Source organism: Vibrio sp. 10N.261.51.A3 (assembly GCF_041471965.1).
Lineage (GTDB): Bacteria > Pseudomonadota > Gammaproteobacteria > Enterobacterales > Vibrionaceae > Vibrio > Vibrio crassostreae_C.
In genome coordinates, this window is the sequence record NZ_JBFRPK010000060.1 from 48,197 (window position 1) to 65,110 (window position 16,914).

Sequence of the window (16,914 nt, forward strand, 5' to 3'; positions counted from 1 at the left end):
TCATTGATAATAAGACAAAAGTGCAGATAATGCTGCACTTTTGTCTTTAACTTTCTGTCAAAAATTGCAATTCAAACGCTGAAGTTAGCGACAATTACGATTTTTTGGCGTCGATTAATTACGCTTTCTCAGCTTCAGCAATCTTCACTTTCCACGTGTCAGGGCCGATCTGGTGTGCGTTCACGCCGTTAGAGTCAACCGCTACCGTTACAGGCATATCTTCAACTTCAAACTCGTAAATCGCTTCCATACCGAGATCTTCAAACGCAACAACGCGTGCTTTTTTAATTGCTTTTGCGACTAAATAAGCTGCACCACCAACCGCCATTAGGTAAACCGCTTTGTGCTCTTTGATTGATTCAACCGTTGCAGGGCCACGTTCCGCTTTACCGATCATGCCCATAATGCCAGTTTCGTTCAGCATCATGTCAGTGAACTTATCCATACGTGTTGAAGTTGTTGGGCCCGCAGGACCTACCGCTTCATCACCTACAGCATCAACAGGACCCACGTAGTAAATGAACTTGCCTTTGAAATCAACGCCGGCTGGTAAGCCTTCGCCGCTTTCTAGCATGCCTTGAATACGTTTATGAGCAGCATCACGACCGGTTAAGATCTTACCTGACAGAAGAACCGTTTCGCCGGTCTTCCACTCTTGTACGTCTTCTTTAGTCACTTCATCAAGGTTAACACGACGTGTATTTGCGCCCGCTTCCCAAGTGATGTCTGGCCACTCTTCTAACTTAGGTGGCGTTAGCTCTGCTGGGCCGCTGCCATCTAGTGTGAAGTGAACGTGACGCGTTGCTGCACAGTTCGGGATCAAACATACAGGCTTAGAAGCAGCATGAGTTGGTGCTGTTTTGATTTTTACATCAACCACAGTAGTGAGACCGCCAAGACCTTGTGCACCAATGCCAAGCTTGTTTACACGGTTGAAGATGTCTAAACGAAGCTCTTCTTCTGCGTTCTCAGGACCTTTTTCGATAAGCTCTTGAATATCGATGTGTTCCATCAAAGATTCTTTCGCTAGCACAGCTGCTTTCTCAGCCGTACCGCCGATGCCTATACCTAGCATACCCGGTGGACACCAGCCTGCACCCATTGTTGGCAGCGTCTTCTCTACCCATTCTGCGATATCATCAGAAGGGTTCAGCATAACCATCTTGGTTTTGTTCTCAGAACCGCCGCCCTTAGCCGCGATTTGAATTTCAACTTTGTTGCCTGGAACCATATTAATGTGGACAACCGCTGGTGTGTTGTCTTTGGTATTAATACGCTTACCTGCAGGGTCCATTAGGACAGATGCACGCAATGGGTTATCTGGGTTGTTGTAAGCTTGACGAACGCCTTCATCAACCATCTGTTGTACTGTTTGATCCGTTTCCCACCTAACATCCATACCGATGTTCACGAAACAAGTAACAATACCCGTATCCTGACAAATTGGACGATGGCCTTCCGCAGACATGCGCGAGTTGATAAGAATCTGAGCAATAGCATCTTTAGCTGCTTGGCTCTCTTCTTTCTCGTACGCTTTTTCTAGGGCTTGGACAAAGTCTAAAGGGTGATAATAAGAAATGTACTGAAGTGCGTCAGCGACACTGCTGATCACATCTTGCTTACGAATAACCGTCATTGCATGCCTCTTTATTGTTCTGGTTCCATGTGGGTTCACAGTTTGACTATATGTGCCAAATCGAATTAGGTGGTTTAGCTTTTTATTGTGTTGAGCTGTATTTAGTTGCTTTAGCAATCGCTTGCATAGCTTTAAACTAAACCACTTGGATTACTCCGTTCTAATCAAGAACCCATTTTATTTTCAATTTATGATACTCTTGCTTCCTCTCACACGCCATGCAGTGATCGAACTCTTTGTCACAAATTAAACAAATGAATAACAACGAATTTCGCTCTATCCAAATCAAGCCGCTTGAATATCAATCAACTTTAGCTAAACAGCTGTTTTCCCATATTGAAAACCTGCCGTGGGCAATGCTATTACGCTCCGCTTCAGAAAGCCACGTTGATAGTCGATACGATATTTTAGTTGCTCAACCCATCGCCACCTTCGAGACAATCGGTGCAGAAACGACCGTTAATGTTAATGAGACGTGCGAGGTTTCAGACTCTGATCCTTTCGAACTACTCGACCAATATCAGCAACAATTATTGCCTGCGACTAAAGAGCACACTCAGTTGCCATTCGTTGGCGGCGCTTTAGGCTATTTTAGCTATGATTTAGGGCGCAGAGTCGAGACACTTCCATCACTCGCAAAGCGTGATATTGAAGCACCTGACATGGCAGTTGGCTTGTATGAATGGGCTGTTATCGTTGACCACCAATTGAAAACGGCGTGTATTGTCGGTAGCAATATCGATGAACATCATGATTGGCTAATGCAGCAGATGGCTCAATCACACCTATCACATGCGCCCTTTGGGTTAACCACACCGTGGCAATCCAATATGAGCGAAGAGAGCTACGCCACTAAGTTCGATAGTGTTCAAGAGTACCTGTTATCCGGGGACTGCTATCAGATTAACTTAGCTCAGCGCTTCAATGCCCAATACCAAGGTAGTGAATGGCTGGCTTATGACAAGTTAGAACAGTACAACTCAGCGCCCTTTTCGGGTTTTATCCGTTTGGCCGACTGCGCAATCATCAGTGTTTCGCCAGAGCGTTTCTTAGAACTCAAAGACAACGTCATTGAAACCAAGCCAATCAAAGGCACACGACCTCGTTCTGAGGACCCGATGATTGATAATGCCAACGCGCAAGACCTAGCAAGCGCCGATAAAGATCAGGCGGAAAACTTGATGATCGTTGACCTACTTCGTAATGACATTGGCCGAGTAGCAAAACCGGGCACAGTGCATGTACCAAAGCTCTTCGATATTGAAAGCTTCCCTGCCGTGCACCACTTAGTGAGCACGATACGAGCGGACCTTGATGACCAATACTCTGCAACTGACCTTCTGAGAGCCTGTTTCCCTGGAGGATCGATTACTGGCGCACCAAAAGTTCGCGCGATGCAGATCATTGAAGAGTTAGAACCGCATCGACGTTCAGCGTACTGCGGCAGTATTGGCTACATCAGCCGAAATGGCAGAATGGATACCAGTATTACCATTCGTACATTAGTCGCCGAGAACAACACGCTTTATGCTTGGGCTGGCGGTGGTGTGGTATTTGATAGTGATTGTGCTTCTGAATACCAAGAAACACTGGATAAGCTGAGTCGAATTCTACCGGTACTTGAAGATTGCTAAACCTAGTGTCATTAACTGCGAGTTCCGCGACTTAATGACGAGTTCCGTAGCTTAACGGCTAGCAAAAGTTCGATATAAAAAGAAACCGAAGGATCGTAAGATCACTTCGGTTTTTTAGTCTGTAAGTTAGAGTACATAACTCACAACGCTTTATTCGCGTGTTTAAGCGACCTTCACCGCTGAGACACCCCACTTCTTGAGCATCTCTTTCAGATCGTTGGCGGTGTAAGGCTTACTCAAAATGTCATCCATTCCACACTGAATACAACGTTCGCGTTCTTCCAATGTCGTTCCGGCGGTCAGTGCCACAATAGATTTAACGTAACCCTTCTCTCTTAGCTTCTCTGTTGCTTCAAACCCGTCCATAACAGGCATTCTGCAATCCATGAATACAATGTCGTATTCGTTGTCTGACGCGAGCTCAAACCCTTCGACACCATTACTTGCAATAGCTGGTTCAATCTCATGTTTACGGAGCATCTGTTGGATGATGATCTGGTTCATCTTAATATCATCAACCACCAGCACTTTAAGTAGTGACAATTCCGCCTCATACTCAAAGCCCTTGGCGACATTATCACTCTCTGCCGGAACATCGACAACTTGAAGAGGAATCGAGATGGTAAACGTCGTGCCTGAACCAACGACACTGGTCACCCCAATATCACCATTCATCAGAGCCACCAGTTTGCGACAAATCGCTAACCCAAGCCCGGTGCCCTCATAGTTCCGACTACTTGAGTTATCTGCCTGCGTAAAAGGTTCAAACAGCGTCTTATGCGCCGATTCAGCGATTCCGACTCCGGTATCTTCTACAGAGAAAACAAATTGGTTTTTGTCCCACTCAATATCAACATTCACATGCCCTTCTTCTGTAAATTTAATCGCATTACCTATTAAGTTCACAAACAGTTGTGTGATGCGCTCTAAATCGCCTTGGAAATGGGAGGGAACGTTTGACGTAACACTGATATTGAATTCGAGCTGCTTCTCAATTGCTCGATTGACGAAGATGCTTTCAATCGTGTTTCTCAAATCACGTAGGGCAAATTTCTTTGGAATAAGCTCTAACATCCCTGCGTTAATTTTGCTGTAATCCAATAGATCATTAATGATGGTTCGGAGAAACTCTCCAGATTGGCTCAGGTTGTTCACTATCTCACGCTGAGAGCTATTCAGTTCGGTATCACTGATCAACTCGGCACTGCCTAGTAAGCCATTAAGTGGAGTTCTTAACTCATGATTAATCATGGCCACAAAGTCACGCGTTGCCCTTTCGGACTCTTCCGCTCGTTTACGTGATTCAATATTTCGGTTGATTGCTAGTTGATGGGTTAAGGCACTGCAGATAAGGTCCGTGACCAACAACAGTTGGCTTTGGATAAACTCGTAGTCTTGGTCTAACAACCTGACTCTGACGATTAACGCACCAACTATGACTTTTTCAACCTCTAAGGGCACGGTCAGTAGGTTGTCTTGCCAATGAGGTTCTTGAATGTCTTGCTCTAACACCTCGACAGTCTCATCGCCATAATCATAGGTCTGTAACTGAGGGATGAGCTTGGGAGGTAGAATCAAACGACTGGCTTCGATTAAGTAACTGTTAGTCACGTTGGTCGTTAGTTCAGATAGCATGACATCATCGAGATCATTTCTTAGAAACGCGCGCCCAAAATCAATCAACAGGTTGTCGATTTGTTCTTGGAATTCAATGCGGCGTATATTCGCGTTGGAGCGCTTTTCTAACTGACGCAAAGCAAGCTCAAGCTGTTGGTTAGCCTCGAACAGTTCGAGGCTCTTCTGTTCCAACAATCCTTCAGCCGCTTTCCTTGCCGCGATTTGACGCTTAAGCTTCTTCTCTAGGGCAGATGCCAGATCCATATTACTTTTCTACTTTGAGATTAAACCTAACCACGCTTTGGTCATCATTTTGTGGCGTCATCTCCACCGCGATAGATTCACCGTGGTATTCAGCACATCCTTCAATAAGCCCTAAGCAAACATGAGACATACACCTTGCGCTTTTGTAGTCAAAAACAAGTTGTGCTTCGGTCGTGGTGATAAAACTGAATTCAGGTGGCTCAGCATCCGGATAGAGCTTCTTCACTTCAACATGAATGTAACGCTCTACGTGCTGAATAAATTGAAAGGTGGTATTGCTGTGAGCAAGGCTCGCTTTATTCGGTAATGAGGCCAGTAAGTTCTTAAATACAGACTGCCCAAACACGCGTTGCAAGCTTGCCGCATCAATATCGGTTTTCTTACTCAAGTTGATAATCAACCTGACAAGGTCTTTGTGGTCGTAACTGCCGACCGACGTATAGATTCCTTCATCTTCTGACATTTCTAGAACTTCTTCCAAAAGCTCTAGCCCAAACTTGTCTTCAACAAGCTCTAAAAATTCGGTGAATATGATTCCTTTCATCTCATACCTTTTCTTCTATTTCTTTTTAGAATGGTCCACTAAGTTATTGTTATCAAATTCTTAAACAAAAAATCTACGTTTCGTCACCCAATTTTATGACATGGGTAACGCTTACTCGCCTGTATGCACATATTGAATATAGCAAAAATCGTCATTTTGAGGAGATTCATCGGTAAACAGCCTCTCATGACGCCCAATTGATAACTAAAAGAGGGAAAGTGAATGAAGAAAAACTCGATATTGGTAATCAACCCACGGTTATGTCTATACTTAAAATCATAATAATCAATATATTGGCTTGATATGAATAAAGAAAACTTCCTTCAGCAATTCCAACTTAACCCTACCGTTGGCTATCATCCTGAGTCAGTAGAGCGTGTTTCGCACATCAGTGGCGAGCAATTACGTAAAGCGGCAGTGGTGGTAGGTTTAGTTGAAAGAGAAGATGGTTTACATGTCATTTTTACTAAAAGAGCGGCTCATTTAAAGCATCACCCCGGCCAAGTCAGCTTTCCTGGTGGTAAACACGAACTTTCTGACCCTTCTATGCAATTCACTGCACTCAGAGAGCTCCATGAGGAGGTGGGAATTCGATCGGATCAAGTTAAAATTATTGGGCAATTACCAGCATTGAGTACTATTAGTAAATTTTCTGTGACGCCGATTATTGCCATGGTCGATCCTGACTATGAAGCCATCATTGATGAGAACGAAGTTGCCTCAATTTTTGAGGTACCCGCTAGCTATGTTTTAGACCAAGCCAAGTTACACAGCCACACTGTTAACTTTAAACAAATCAAGCATCGGGTTTTTGCGATGCCTTTCCAAGAGCACCTAATTTGGGGCGTTACGGCGCAAATTATCCAATCGCTGCAGCAACACGTACTGCAATGAATCACATAGCAACTACGTTTTGTTTAATCTCTGTTAACAAAATCCAGACTTTCTATGGAACAGATTTATTAATGCAATTTTACGCAAACGTTTCCCTGGTATAAATCTATACAACCCCGCCTTTCGCATAAATAAAACTAATACCATGCATAAACATAAATCACATGTAGCACGCTATTTTCGTGATCAAAAATTCGTTTTTCGCATATCATGTGACACGCCGTTTCATTACATGATTTAGATCTATTTTTTGCAGAAGAAAATTCTGCAGAATTAGCCCCGACTTATTTCCTGTTCCCAAAAAATGAGTAATTTAACATGAACACAACAACTTCTTCGGCAAATGCCGTTAAAGATTCAAGCAAGTTTAACTATAAAGATTTTACCTGGTGTTTATCACTATTCGGTACAGCAGTTGGTGCTGGCGTACTATTCCTTCCAATCAAAGCTGGTGCGGGTGGTTTTTGGCCATTAGTTATCCTAGCTCTAATTGCGGCACCAATGACTTGGTTCGCACACAAATCTCTAGCTCGTTTCGTACTGTCTGCTAAAAACCCTGAAGCTGACATTACAGATACAGTAGAAGAACACTTCGGTAAGACTGGCGCAAACCTTATTACTTTCGCTTACTTTTTCGCTATCTACCCAATCGTTCTGATTTACGGTGTTGGTATCACAAACACTGTTGATTCTTTCCTAGTAAACCAAATGGGTATGGAATCTATTCCTCGTCCTCTTCTTTCTGGTGCACTTATCCTTGCTATGACTACAGGTGTTGTATTCGGTAAAGATCTGATGCTGAAAGCGACTTCAGCAATGGTTTACCCACTAGTATTCATCCTACTAGCACTGTCTTTCTACCTAGTTCCGGATTGGAACACTTCAATGATGGAAGTAACACCTGAATGGTCAACAATGCCTTCTGTTATCTGGCTTGCAATTCCAATCATCGTGTTCTCTTTCAACCACAGCCCAATCATTTCACAGTTCTCTAAAGAGCAACGTCGTGTATACGGTGAAAACGCAGTTAAGAAAACTGACGCGATCACTGGCGGCGCAGCAATGATGCTGATGGGTTTTGTAATGTTCTTCGTATTCTCTGTAGTTCTTTCTCTATCTCCAGAGCAACTAGCAACAGCGCAAGCACAGAACATCTCTGTTCTTTCTTACCTAGCTAACGTTCACGAGTCTCCACTTATCTCTTACATGGGTCCTCTTGTAGCATTCGCAGCGATTACTTCTAGCTACTTCGGTCACTTCCTAGGTGCTCACGAAGGTCTTGTTGGTCTAATCAAGTCTCGCTCTGGTTCTTCAGTAAGCACTATCGAAAAAGCATCTCTAGCGTTCATCGTTGTTACTACTTGGATTGTTGCGGTAGTTAACCCAAGTATCCTAGGTATGATTGAAACAATGGGTGCTCCAATGATTGCAGCTATCCTGTTCCTAATGCCTGTATTCGCGATGCAGAAAGTACCAGCAATGGCTAAGTACAAAACTTCAGCACCTGTACAAATCTTTACAGCTTTATGTGGTCTAGCGGCTATTAGCTCTGTAATCTACGGCGCTCTTTAATCTCAAGCCCTTTTTATAAGATGGCATCCATCTTATATCACGAGATTAGACAAAAAATATAATGATAATAAATGAGCCTCCCTACTCCCCTTGAGAGGCTCTCTTTTTGAGGTAATCGCTATGATTAGTGTATTTGATATCTATAAAATCGGTGTTGGTCCATCGAGCTCACACACAGTTGGGCCAATGAAAGCGGGTAAAGAATTTATTGATGACCTACGTTCAATGGGAAAATTGCGCGACATCACTAAAATCACCGTGGACGTATATGGATCGCTATCACTGACAGGGAAAGGTCACCACACAGATATCGCAATCATCATGGGTCTTGCTGGCAATACTCCTGAGCGTGTTGATATCGATTCTATTGCTGGCTTCATTGCTCGCGTAGAAGAAACTGAGCGCCTTCCTGTTGGCATGCACTGTCATACAGTATCGTTCCCACGCGATGGCGGTATGAACTTCCACACTAGCAACCTTTCTCTACACGAGAACGGCATGAGCATTCATGCATGGGTTGGTGACGAAGTTGCATACTCAAAAACGTACTACTCAATTGGTGGCGGTTTCATCGTTGACGAAGAGAACTTCGGCAAAGAAGAAGAAAACCCAATCAAAGCACCTTACGAATTCACAACAGCTGAAGAGCTGGTTAATCAGTGTAAGGAAAGCGGTCTTTCTATCAGTACACTGGTTATGAAAAACCAAGCAGCATTCCACTCAGACGAAGAGTCTCGCACTTACTTCGCTAACATCTGGAAAACGATGCGTGAGTGTATGGATCGCGGTATGAATACTGAAGGTATCCTGCCTGGTCCACTACGTGTACCTCGTCGTGCAGCAGCACTTCGCCAACAGCTAATGACTTCAGAAAAAACAACCAATGATCCAATGTCGGTTGTTGACTGGGTAAACATGTTTGCTTTCGCAGTAAACGAAGAAAATGCAGCTGGCGGCCGTGTAGTAACGGCACCAACAAACGGCGCATGTGGCATCATCCCTGCTGTATTGGCTTACTACGATAAATTCATCCAAACAGTGACAGAGAAAGATTACATCCGTTACTTCGCAGCGTCTGGCGCGATCGGTGGTCTTTACAAGCGTAACGCTTCTATCTCTGGTGCTGAAGTTGGCTGTCAGGGTGAAGTTGGTGTGGCATGTTCTATGGCTGCTGCTGGTCTTGCTGAGCTTATGGGTGGTAGCCCTGAGCAAGTATGTATGGCTGCAGAAATCGGCATGGAGCACAACCTAGGTCTAACATGTGACCCAGTTGCTGGCCAAGTACAAGTACCATGTATCGAGCGTAACGGTATTGCTGCAGTTAAAGCAATCAACTCGACTCGTATGGCACTTCGTCGTTCTTCTGCTCCTACTGTTTCTCTAGATAAAGTTATCGAAACAATGCTAGAAACAGGTAAAGACATGAACGCTAAATACCGTGAGACTTCTCAAGGTGGTTTGGCTGTTAAGGTTGTTTGTTGATAGCCTTTGAATCAATCTGTTTTTAATCAGCAGATAATAAAAAGGAACGCCGATGCGTTCCTTTTTTGTATCTGAATTCCGGCCACTTATATCTAAGATGCTCGATTCGCATCTTAGATAATGGACCAAAGAACTAGATCACTTGTGAGATAAGCAGGAAGCAACCAAACAGCAGTGAGAACAACATCATTGCGCTGCCACCTTCTGCTCGGTATCGGTCATCAGCAACTTTCATGAAACGCTGTTTGTGGACCATAACCAGAGGAACAAACACCGCTAGGAACACCAAGATGATACCTGCGTAATTCAGTACTTGTAGGAACTTGTCTGCCGCAAGCAATGAACCAGCCAACGGCAAGATAAAGCTAATGCAGTACGTTACCGCTGTATTTTGGTTGAACATGTCTTTGTTCTGGTTGAACAACGCCATCGCCACACCAAAGAAAGAGGTCAACAACGCCAAGCCCGTGAAGGTAGACAGAACGTTACCCACCCAAGGAGACTGAGCCTCAAACGCCGCTATCAAATCTGATACGTTCTCAAAGCTTCTGAATTGCTCTTCACTCAAGTTGCCCACTACCGCAAACAACCAGCACAAGTAACACACTAATGGGATCAGAGAACCGATGATCACCATGTTACGCAGCTGTTTGTCTGTCGCTTCGTGGTTGTAAGAAACCAAGGTTGGAATCACCACCATAAAGCCAAAGCTCGTAAACAGGATGGCACTGGTTTTGATTAGGTCAACGTGGTCATGGCTGGTTACCTGCATCAAGTTTTCTTGAGTCATGCTCGGCGCTAAGAAGGCCATGGTTGCAAACAAACTAGCAAGCATCACGAAGAACAATGCTCGATTGAGCTTATCAATCACACCAGTACCACTTGCGACTACTGCGCCAGCAAGCAAGGTAAACACGGTTTGGCTGGTAGTCGCGGTAATTTCGACGCCAAAGTTAGACAGTAACTTACTCAGCAAGTCACCTGCGCCCAGAATGTAAGCCATTAATAGGCAAATCAACAACGCGTATAGCAAGCCGTTGGTAAGCAACTGACCTTGTTTACCCAAGGTTTTTCGGGCAATAGAGTTTAATCCTAGACCGCCACCCGCTTTGATGGTCGCTTCTAGAAGTAGTAATGCTGCGTAAGTCGTACCGAAGCAGATCAGTACCATAAGCAGTGTGCCGTAAAGCAATCCGAATTGAGCTAATACCATTGGGATCGCAAGCATACCAGCACCGAGAGCGGTACCAGCGATAATTAGGGAGCTACCCATCATTTTAATATTCATTGTTTTTAACTTATTTGTTTAGTTTTTATAGATGTGAGTCTTCGTTCATCGAGCGGATGACAAAGGAGTTCAGATAGAAATAAAGTTATAAAACGAATAACAATAGGAGCGATAAGCGGTAAAGAAGCGTGCAGAGACGTTGTCGAACAGGGCGTTCAAAGGGGAGCTTGTCTTAAAAGAGGTAAAACGAGAAGCGTGAGTAAGCATTAACTGATGTGGTGAACCTTCCGTAGGTTCAATAATCGGTGATGTAATCTTGAATTTCATGTATGTGTCCAATAAGTCACATTCCATAGTATTTGAAGCAGCGTATCCGTTGCTGCCCTACCTCTATCATAGAGGTCTTTTCATCTTATCGAATGAGCCTCGAAACACAACGCTATAACCACAATTTTTGCTATTAAATTGAACAGAACAACCATTTGGATATAAATCGACCACTAAGTCGTCTAAAACAATAGTCTTTATTGATAAAAGACAAGCGGACAAATACATCGAGCTAATTAACAACCTAGGCTTTTCTAATTATCAGCACAATCAAAACTCGATGCTGCACTTCAATTTTCCCAAAACAACAGTCTGTTTTAAGAACAGCGAGGAGCTTGAAGCGCGTTCCATTTCAACATCAGACACGACACAAACTCGCTACATCACAGAAACATAACCACAACCGGAGTGTGGTCACACAATTCGTTATACCCCATAGGTGGTAGGAATTCTTACTAGTACAGTATTTGCGTCATTATAATTAATAAAAACAAACACCTTATGCGCTCAACAATCACCTTTAAAATCCTAGTGGCCCTCGCCATCGTGTTCACCTTTTTGCTGGCAATATCGACCTATTTCCAATATTCGCAACAAAAGCAACTTGTAAACTCAGTGTTAAGTGAGCAGCTTCACGACAAAGCAAGTAACTACTTCGATAGCCTCAATATGATGATGCTCACCGGCACCATGGCACAAAAAGAGACCCTTCGTCAGAAAGCACTGGCTCAAGAAGGCATTGAAGACGTTCGTGTTTTACGCGCCGACGCTGTCAGCAAGTTATATGGCCCAGGTAATGACAACCAAACACCGGTTGACGATATTGATAAACGAGCGCTAGCGGGCGAAACCGTTATCGAACCTTTTTCTGCTGATTGGGGCAAAGGCTTGGTTATTGCTCTGCCAATGAAGTCGAGTGAAGATTACCGAGGAACCAATTGTGTCGCCTGTCATATGGCACCAGAAGGTGAAGTCTTGGGTGCGATTCGTCTCGAATATAACCTTAACCATGTTAACTCGCTGATTAACACTCAAACCATGGCTGCTATTGGCATTATGGCAGTGATCTCGTTTGCCGGATTTGTCCTTACGATGGGATTAATTCGTAAGATTATCGTGCGCCCGCTGCAACAGACTTCTCGCTTTATGACCCAAGTCAGCAACGATAAAAACCTATCCACTCGCCTGCCGGAACAAAGCAAGGATGAGATTGGCACGCTGGCTAACTCCATCAACTCGTTCATGGGAACCGTATCCGACAGCTTAGAAAAGGTACAAAACACCTCGCACAAACTGAATGCGTCTGCCAACCAACTGACTAGTGTCGCGCAAATTACCGAGCAAGCCGCCAGTGACCAGCAAAGCGAAACCGCCGAAGTGCAACATAATGTCGAAGGAATACAGGCACAGCAAGTCAATGTAGAACAAGCGACTTTAACGGCTTCAGAGCTTATTAATCACACCGCCGATGTGGCATGTAAGAGTGCCAACCAAGCACACGACGCAAGCAGTGAGATAAAAAACCTCGTTAGCAGCATAGAAGAAGTGAAACACAAAATACTGACACTCAATGAGCAAACCGGAGAGGTCTCTTCAATATTGAGTGTGATTCGTGGCATTGCTGACCAAACCAATCTTCTGGCCTTGAATGCAGCGATTGAAGCAGCTCGTGCGGGAGAACAAGGTCGTGGGTTTGCGGTAGTGGCAGATGAAGTTCGCCACCTTGCATCGCGAACCGCAGAAGCAACAGGCAGCATTGAGTCAATCATTCATCAATTCCAGCAAGGCAGTGAAGAGTCGCTGAATTCTGCCGATCGCGTTTGCGAACAAGCCCATCAAAGCTCAACCGATATCGACGCACTTTCAATTGAAATGAATGGTGTGGTCGAAGAGATGAAACAAGTCTTGGCTCACGCACAGAATATTCAGCAGCAAACACAATCCACCACACAAGCGACTCAAGATGTTCAACAAAAGGTTGAGACCATCACCTCTCACGCCAACAACACGTCGCAATCTGCGGCTGAAACTCGCAACATCAGCAATGACTTAGAAGAGCTGTCTGATCACCTTGAGTCACTGATTAATCAGTTTACTTTGTCGAGTACAAAGAAGAAGTCATAGATCGCCAACAAAAAAGCGCTCAACAATGAGCGCTTTAACTTCATAACAATGTCTAGTTCAGGCTTTCAGGCTTTAAAAGTACCTTAAACCAAGATTAGTGCGTAATGGAAACCGCGGTTAAGTCTTTATGCTTGTGATACATCGCGTGTTTGACTATCAGGTTCGCACTCACGCTATCCATTCCTGACACTTCAACGTAAGCCCCTTTTTTACGGAACTTGAACACAACCTTATCAAGCGCCTCGACCGAGGTATTATCTAAGAATGACGCATCCGATATATCGATGGTCACTAAAGAGGTCGCGTTGTCATAATCAAATAAGTCGACAAACGCATCTGACGAAGCAAAGAAGACATGGCCTTTTACTCGGTGAATGGTGTGCATTTCGTTTGTCACGACTTCATCGGATATAAACACCATGGATTTGCTGGCATGTGCATAAAACAGAGCCGACAGCACCACGCCAACCGCAACACCTATTGCTAAATTATGAGTAAACACCACCACCGCCACGGTTGCTAGCATGGTTACATTGGTTGGCAGTGTGTGATCTTTAAGCTCAACAATGGAACGCCATGAGAATGTGCCGATAGAAACCATGATCATCACAGACACTAAAGCGGCCATCGGTATCAGCTTCAACCAATCAGAAACAAACACCACCATTAGCAACAAAACCACCCCAGCGATCATGCTGGACAATCGGGTTAAGCCACCTGATTTGATGTTAATGATCGACTGACCGATCATTGCGCAGCCCGCCATTCCACCAAAAAGGGAAGCCACGATGTTCGCAACGCCCTGCCCTTTACACTCATTGTTTTTATTGCTTTCAGTATCAGTCAGGTCATCGACTATGGTCGCTGTCATCAAGGATTCCAACAAGCCAACCAGAGACAGAGCAATCGAATATGGCAGGATGGTTGCAAGCGTCTCAAACGTGAATGGAATATTAGGAATCAAGAACACAGGCAGTGAATCGGGAAGCTTGCCCATATCGCCAATCGTTCTCACATCTAAGCCGAAGAGCAAACTAATGATTGTCAGGGTAACAATCGCGACCAGTGGAGAAGGTATTGCGCGACCAAACTTGGGGAAATAAGGAAGCAGATAAATGATCGCCAAACCCAAAGCGACTAACACGTAAACGCTTGAAGGGACGTTGATTAATTCAGGAAGTTGGGCCATGAAAATTAGAATGGCGAGCGCGTTAACAAATCCAGTAATCACCGATTTGGAAACGAAATTCATCAGGTTACCAAGCTTGAGATAACCAGCTGCGATCTGAATGACGCCAGCTAGAAATGAAGCGGCGAGTAGATATTCTAGTCCGTGCTCTCTCACTAAAGTGACCATTAGTAGCGCCATAGCGCCTGTTGCACCGGAAATCATTCCCGGACGACTGCCAACCAAAGCAGTGACGACACAAATACAGAACGAGGCATAGAGCCCTACTTTAGGGTCAACGCCTGCAATAATTGAAAATGCGATGGCTTCAGGGATCAATGCGAGTGCAACCACAATCCCAGATAATGAATCTCCTTTAACGTTTGATAACCAGTGTTTTTTTAAATAATTAAGCATGTAATTCTCTTTTACTTGTACAGCCAGTCCTGCCTTGTTGAGACATAATTTGATCGACTGTTTTTCTTGAATGAGCGAGCGCTCGAAAAGTGCGGGTGTAGAGAGAATGCAGGGGTTAAGGCGGCGTAATTAACACGTAGATATTAAACTCCTCTTGTACTTTAGTGGGAAATTAAGAAGGTGATCAAGTCCAAAATGACTGAATCCGCGCCAATATAGAGTGAGTCTCAACACAATCACACTCCCATTATTGAAAACAAAGGTTTCGATTACGCCATGCTCGTTCAGCAGCTCACATAGGGTGAAAGGTAAGGCTGACGCTAAGATCGAACAAAAAACACACCCTCAAACCTATTTATCGTCAGTAGACACAATATTTCTTTCACCAAGCAAGAATAAAGGTTGAAGCTGTCGGTATGACAGGTAATATGTTCAATCGATTTAAAAAGTTTATACAACTTAATGTTTCGGCTAATTATTGTGCAAATGTATATTTATTTGCAGCAATGCCAGAGACTTTGAGTTGAATTTGTCCCTCAATGGAGAATGAAATCAACATGACTTACGCGCCTGTAACAGACGTACTTGGCGGCAAGCTAGCGGTAGACAGTGAAGTAACTGTTCGCGGCTGGATCCGTTCACGTCGTGATTCCAAAGCTGGAATCTCTTTCCTTGCCATTTATGACGGCTCTTGTTTCGACCCGATTCAGGCCGTGGTTCCTAATAATCTTAATAATTACGAAAACGAAGTATTAAAGCTAACAACTGGCTGCTCTGTTGAAGTAACGGGTAAGATTGTTGAGTCTCCTGCGAAAGGTCAAGACTTCGAACTAGCAGCAACTGACGTTAAAGTTGTAGGCTGGGTTGAAGACGCTGACACTTACCCAATGGCTAAGACGCGTCACTCTATCGAGTACCTTCGTGAAGTTGCTCACCTACGTCCACGTACAAACGTGATTGGCGCAGTAGCACGTGTACGTAACTGTCTATCTCAAGCGATTCACCGTTTCTACCACGAGCAAGGTTTCTTCTGGACTTCTGCTCCGCTTATCACTGCATCTGATGCAGAAGGCGCTGGTGAAATGTTCCGTGTTTCTACGCTAGACATGGAAAACCTACCACGCACTGAAAAAGGCGACGTAGACTTCAACGAAGATTTTTTCGGTAAAGAGACGTTCCTAACTGTATCTGGCCAACTTAATGCTGAAGCTTATGCTTGTGCACTAAGCAAGGTTTACACGTTCGGTCCTACGTTCCGTGCTGAAAACTCAAACACAAGCCGCCACCTAGCTGAGTTCTGGATGGTTGAGCCTGAAGTTGCGTTTGCAGACCTTAACGATGTAGCGAAACTGGCTGAAGACATGCTTAAGTACGTTTTCGCTGCTGTTCTTGAAGAGCGCCGCGACGACCTTGAATTCTTCGCTTCTCGCATCGACAAGCAAGCAATTACTCGTCTAGAGCAATTCGTTGACGCTGACTTCGCACAAGTTGACTACACTGACGCAATCCAAATCCTACTAGACTCTGGTAAGAAATTTGAGTTTGACGTTGAGTGGGGCATCGACATGTCTTCTGAGCATGAGCGTTACCTAGCTGAAGAGCACTTCAAAGCACCTGTTATCGTTAAGAACTACCCGAAAGACATCAAAGCTTTCTACATGCGCTTAAACGACGACGGCAAAACAGTTGCAGCAATGGACGTACTTGCACCAGGCATCGGTGAAATCATCGGTGGTGCACAACGTGAAGAGCGTCTAGACATTCTAGACGAGCGTATGATTGCTATGGGTATCGACCCTGAGCACATGAGCTGGTACCGCGACCTACGTAAATACGGTACAGTGCCACACGCTGGTTTCGGTCTTGGTTTCGAGCGTCTAGTATCTTACGTAACAGGTATGGGTAACGTTCGTGACGTGATTCCATTCCCACGTACACCACGCTCTGCAAACTTCTAATTCGAAACCTATTCGATATTAAAAGTTAAGAACAAACAAAAACCTCCGC

At 44.4% G+C, this 16,914-nt stretch carries 12 protein-coding genes; 6 read left to right on the forward strand and 6 right to left on the reverse strand.

Going from position 1 to position 16,914, the window contains the following annotated elements:
- Positions 1–118: 118 nt before the first annotated feature.
- Positions 119–1,636, reverse strand: coding sequence for a fumarate hydratase (locus AB4371_RS15390; RefSeq protein ID WP_017068776.1), 1,518 nt, complete (start codon positions 1,634–1,636; stop codon positions 119–121).
- A 254-nt stretch (positions 1,637–1,890) separates the two neighbouring features.
- Here AB4371_RS15390 and pabB point away from each other — a divergent pair, with 254 nt between their 5' ends.
- Positions 1,891–3,270 (forward strand): aminodeoxychorismate synthase component I, encoded by a 1,380-nt coding sequence (pabB, locus tag AB4371_RS15395; protein ID WP_017065426.1) that lies wholly within the window; start codon positions 1,891–1,893, stop codon positions 3,268–3,270.
- Between the two features lie 162 nt (positions 3,271–3,432).
- On the opposite strand, the gene AB4371_RS15400 is transcribed toward pabB, so the two are convergent.
- On the reverse strand, positions 3,433–5,151 hold the full coding sequence (locus AB4371_RS15400) for an ATP-binding protein (protein WP_372150282.1): 1,719 nt from the start codon (positions 5,149–5,151) through the stop codon (positions 3,433–3,435).
- 1 nt (position 5,152) lies between these two features.
- The gene (locus AB4371_RS15405; RefSeq protein WP_017060423.1) at positions 5,153–5,695 is read right to left on the reverse strand and encodes a heme NO-binding domain-containing protein; all 543 of its coding nucleotides are present in this window, start codon (positions 5,693–5,695) and stop codon (positions 5,153–5,155) included.
- Positions 5,696–5,998: 303 nt separating this feature from the next.
- Between AB4371_RS15405 and AB4371_RS15410 the strand changes: the two genes are divergently transcribed.
- The 3 genes from AB4371_RS15410 to AB4371_RS15420 all read left to right on the forward strand — a co-directional run bounded on the left by AB4371_RS15410 (position 5,999) and on the right by AB4371_RS15420 (position 9,643).
- Complete coding sequence (locus AB4371_RS15410; protein WP_372150283.1) at positions 5,999–6,589, forward strand: CoA pyrophosphatase; 591 nt, start codon at positions 5,999–6,001, stop codon at positions 6,587–6,589.
- 318 nt (positions 6,590–6,907) lie between these two features.
- The gene (locus AB4371_RS15415) at positions 6,908–8,161 is read left to right on the forward strand and encodes an aromatic amino acid transport family protein (protein ID WP_372150284.1); all 1,254 of its coding nucleotides are present in this window, start codon (positions 6,908–6,910) and stop codon (positions 8,159–8,161) included.
- Positions 8,162–8,281: 120 nt separating this feature from the next.
- The gene (locus AB4371_RS15420; RefSeq protein ID WP_017060420.1) at positions 8,282–9,643 is read left to right on the forward strand and encodes an L-serine ammonia-lyase; all 1,362 of its coding nucleotides are present in this window, start codon (positions 8,282–8,284) and stop codon (positions 9,641–9,643) included.
- A 133-nt stretch (positions 9,644–9,776) separates the two neighbouring features.
- Here the strand turns inward: AB4371_RS15420 and AB4371_RS15425 are convergent, their stop codons facing one another.
- The gene (locus AB4371_RS15425) at positions 9,777–10,919 is read right to left on the reverse strand and encodes an amino acid permease (protein ID WP_372150292.1); all 1,143 of its coding nucleotides are present in this window, start codon (positions 10,917–10,919) and stop codon (positions 9,777–9,779) included.
- Positions 10,920–11,000: 81 nt separating this feature from the next.
- A complete protein-coding gene (locus AB4371_RS15430) occupies positions 11,001–11,198 on the reverse strand; it encodes a hypothetical protein (protein WP_048611631.1) in 198 nt (65 codons plus the stop codon).
- A gap of 501 nt (positions 11,199–11,699) precedes the next feature.
- Between AB4371_RS15430 and AB4371_RS15435 the strand changes: the two genes are divergently transcribed.
- Positions 11,700–13,322, forward strand: a complete 1,623-nt coding sequence (locus tag AB4371_RS15435; RefSeq protein ID WP_372150285.1) for a methyl-accepting chemotaxis protein — start codon at positions 11,700–11,702, stop codon at positions 13,320–13,322.
- A gap of 94 nt (positions 13,323–13,416) precedes the next feature.
- Here the strand turns inward: AB4371_RS15435 and AB4371_RS15440 are convergent, their stop codons facing one another.
- Positions 13,417–14,907, reverse strand: coding sequence for a SulP family inorganic anion transporter (locus AB4371_RS15440; protein WP_017068770.1), 1,491 nt, complete (start codon positions 14,905–14,907; stop codon positions 13,417–13,419).
- Positions 14,908–15,464: 557 nt separating this feature from the next.
- Here AB4371_RS15440 and asnS point away from each other — a divergent pair.
- Positions 15,465–16,865, forward strand: coding sequence for an asparagine--tRNA ligase (gene asnS / locus AB4371_RS15445; protein ID WP_017060416.1), 1,401 nt, complete (start codon positions 15,465–15,467; stop codon positions 16,863–16,865).
- Positions 16,866–16,914: the final 49 nt, after the last annotated feature.

Bases quoted from the DNA above. Each gene is read 5' to 3' on its own strand.
- pabB (WP_017065426.1), top strand. From the start codon at position 1,891: ATGAATAACAACGAATTTCGCTCTATCCAAATCAAGCCGCTTGAATAT.
- AB4371_RS15410 (WP_372150283.1), top strand. From the start codon at position 5,999: ATGAATAAAGAAAACTTCCTTCAGCAATTCCAACTTAACCCTACCGTT.
- AB4371_RS15440 (WP_017068770.1), bottom strand. From the start codon at position 14,907: ATGCTTAATTATTTAAAAAAACACTGGTTATCAAACGTTAAAGGAGAT.
- AB4371_RS15400 (WP_372150282.1), bottom strand. From the start codon at position 5,151: ATGGATCTGGCATCTGCCCTAGAGAAGAAGCTTAAGCGTCAAATCGCG.
- AB4371_RS15425 (WP_372150292.1), bottom strand. From the start codon at position 10,919: ATGATGGGTAGCTCCCTAATTATCGCTGGTACCGCTCTCGGTGCTGGT.
- AB4371_RS15430 (WP_048611631.1), bottom strand. From the start codon at position 11,198: ATGAAATTCAAGATTACATCACCGATTATTGAACCTACGGAAGGTTCA.
- AB4371_RS15405 (WP_017060423.1), bottom strand. From the start codon at position 5,695: ATGAAAGGAATCATATTCACCGAATTTTTAGAGCTTGTTGAAGACAAG.
- asnS (WP_017060416.1), top strand. From the start codon at position 15,465: ATGACTTACGCGCCTGTAACAGACGTACTTGGCGGCAAGCTAGCGGTA.
- AB4371_RS15415 (WP_372150284.1), top strand. From the start codon at position 6,908: ATGAACACAACAACTTCTTCGGCAAATGCCGTTAAAGATTCAAGCAAG.
- AB4371_RS15420 (WP_017060420.1), top strand. From the start codon at position 8,282: ATGATTAGTGTATTTGATATCTATAAAATCGGTGTTGGTCCATCGAGC.
- AB4371_RS15390 (WP_017068776.1), bottom strand. From the start codon at position 1,636: ATGACGGTTATTCGTAAGCAAGATGTGATCAGCAGTGTCGCTGACGCA.
- AB4371_RS15435 (WP_372150285.1), top strand. From the start codon at position 11,700: ATGCGCTCAACAATCACCTTTAAAATCCTAGTGGCCCTCGCCATCGTG.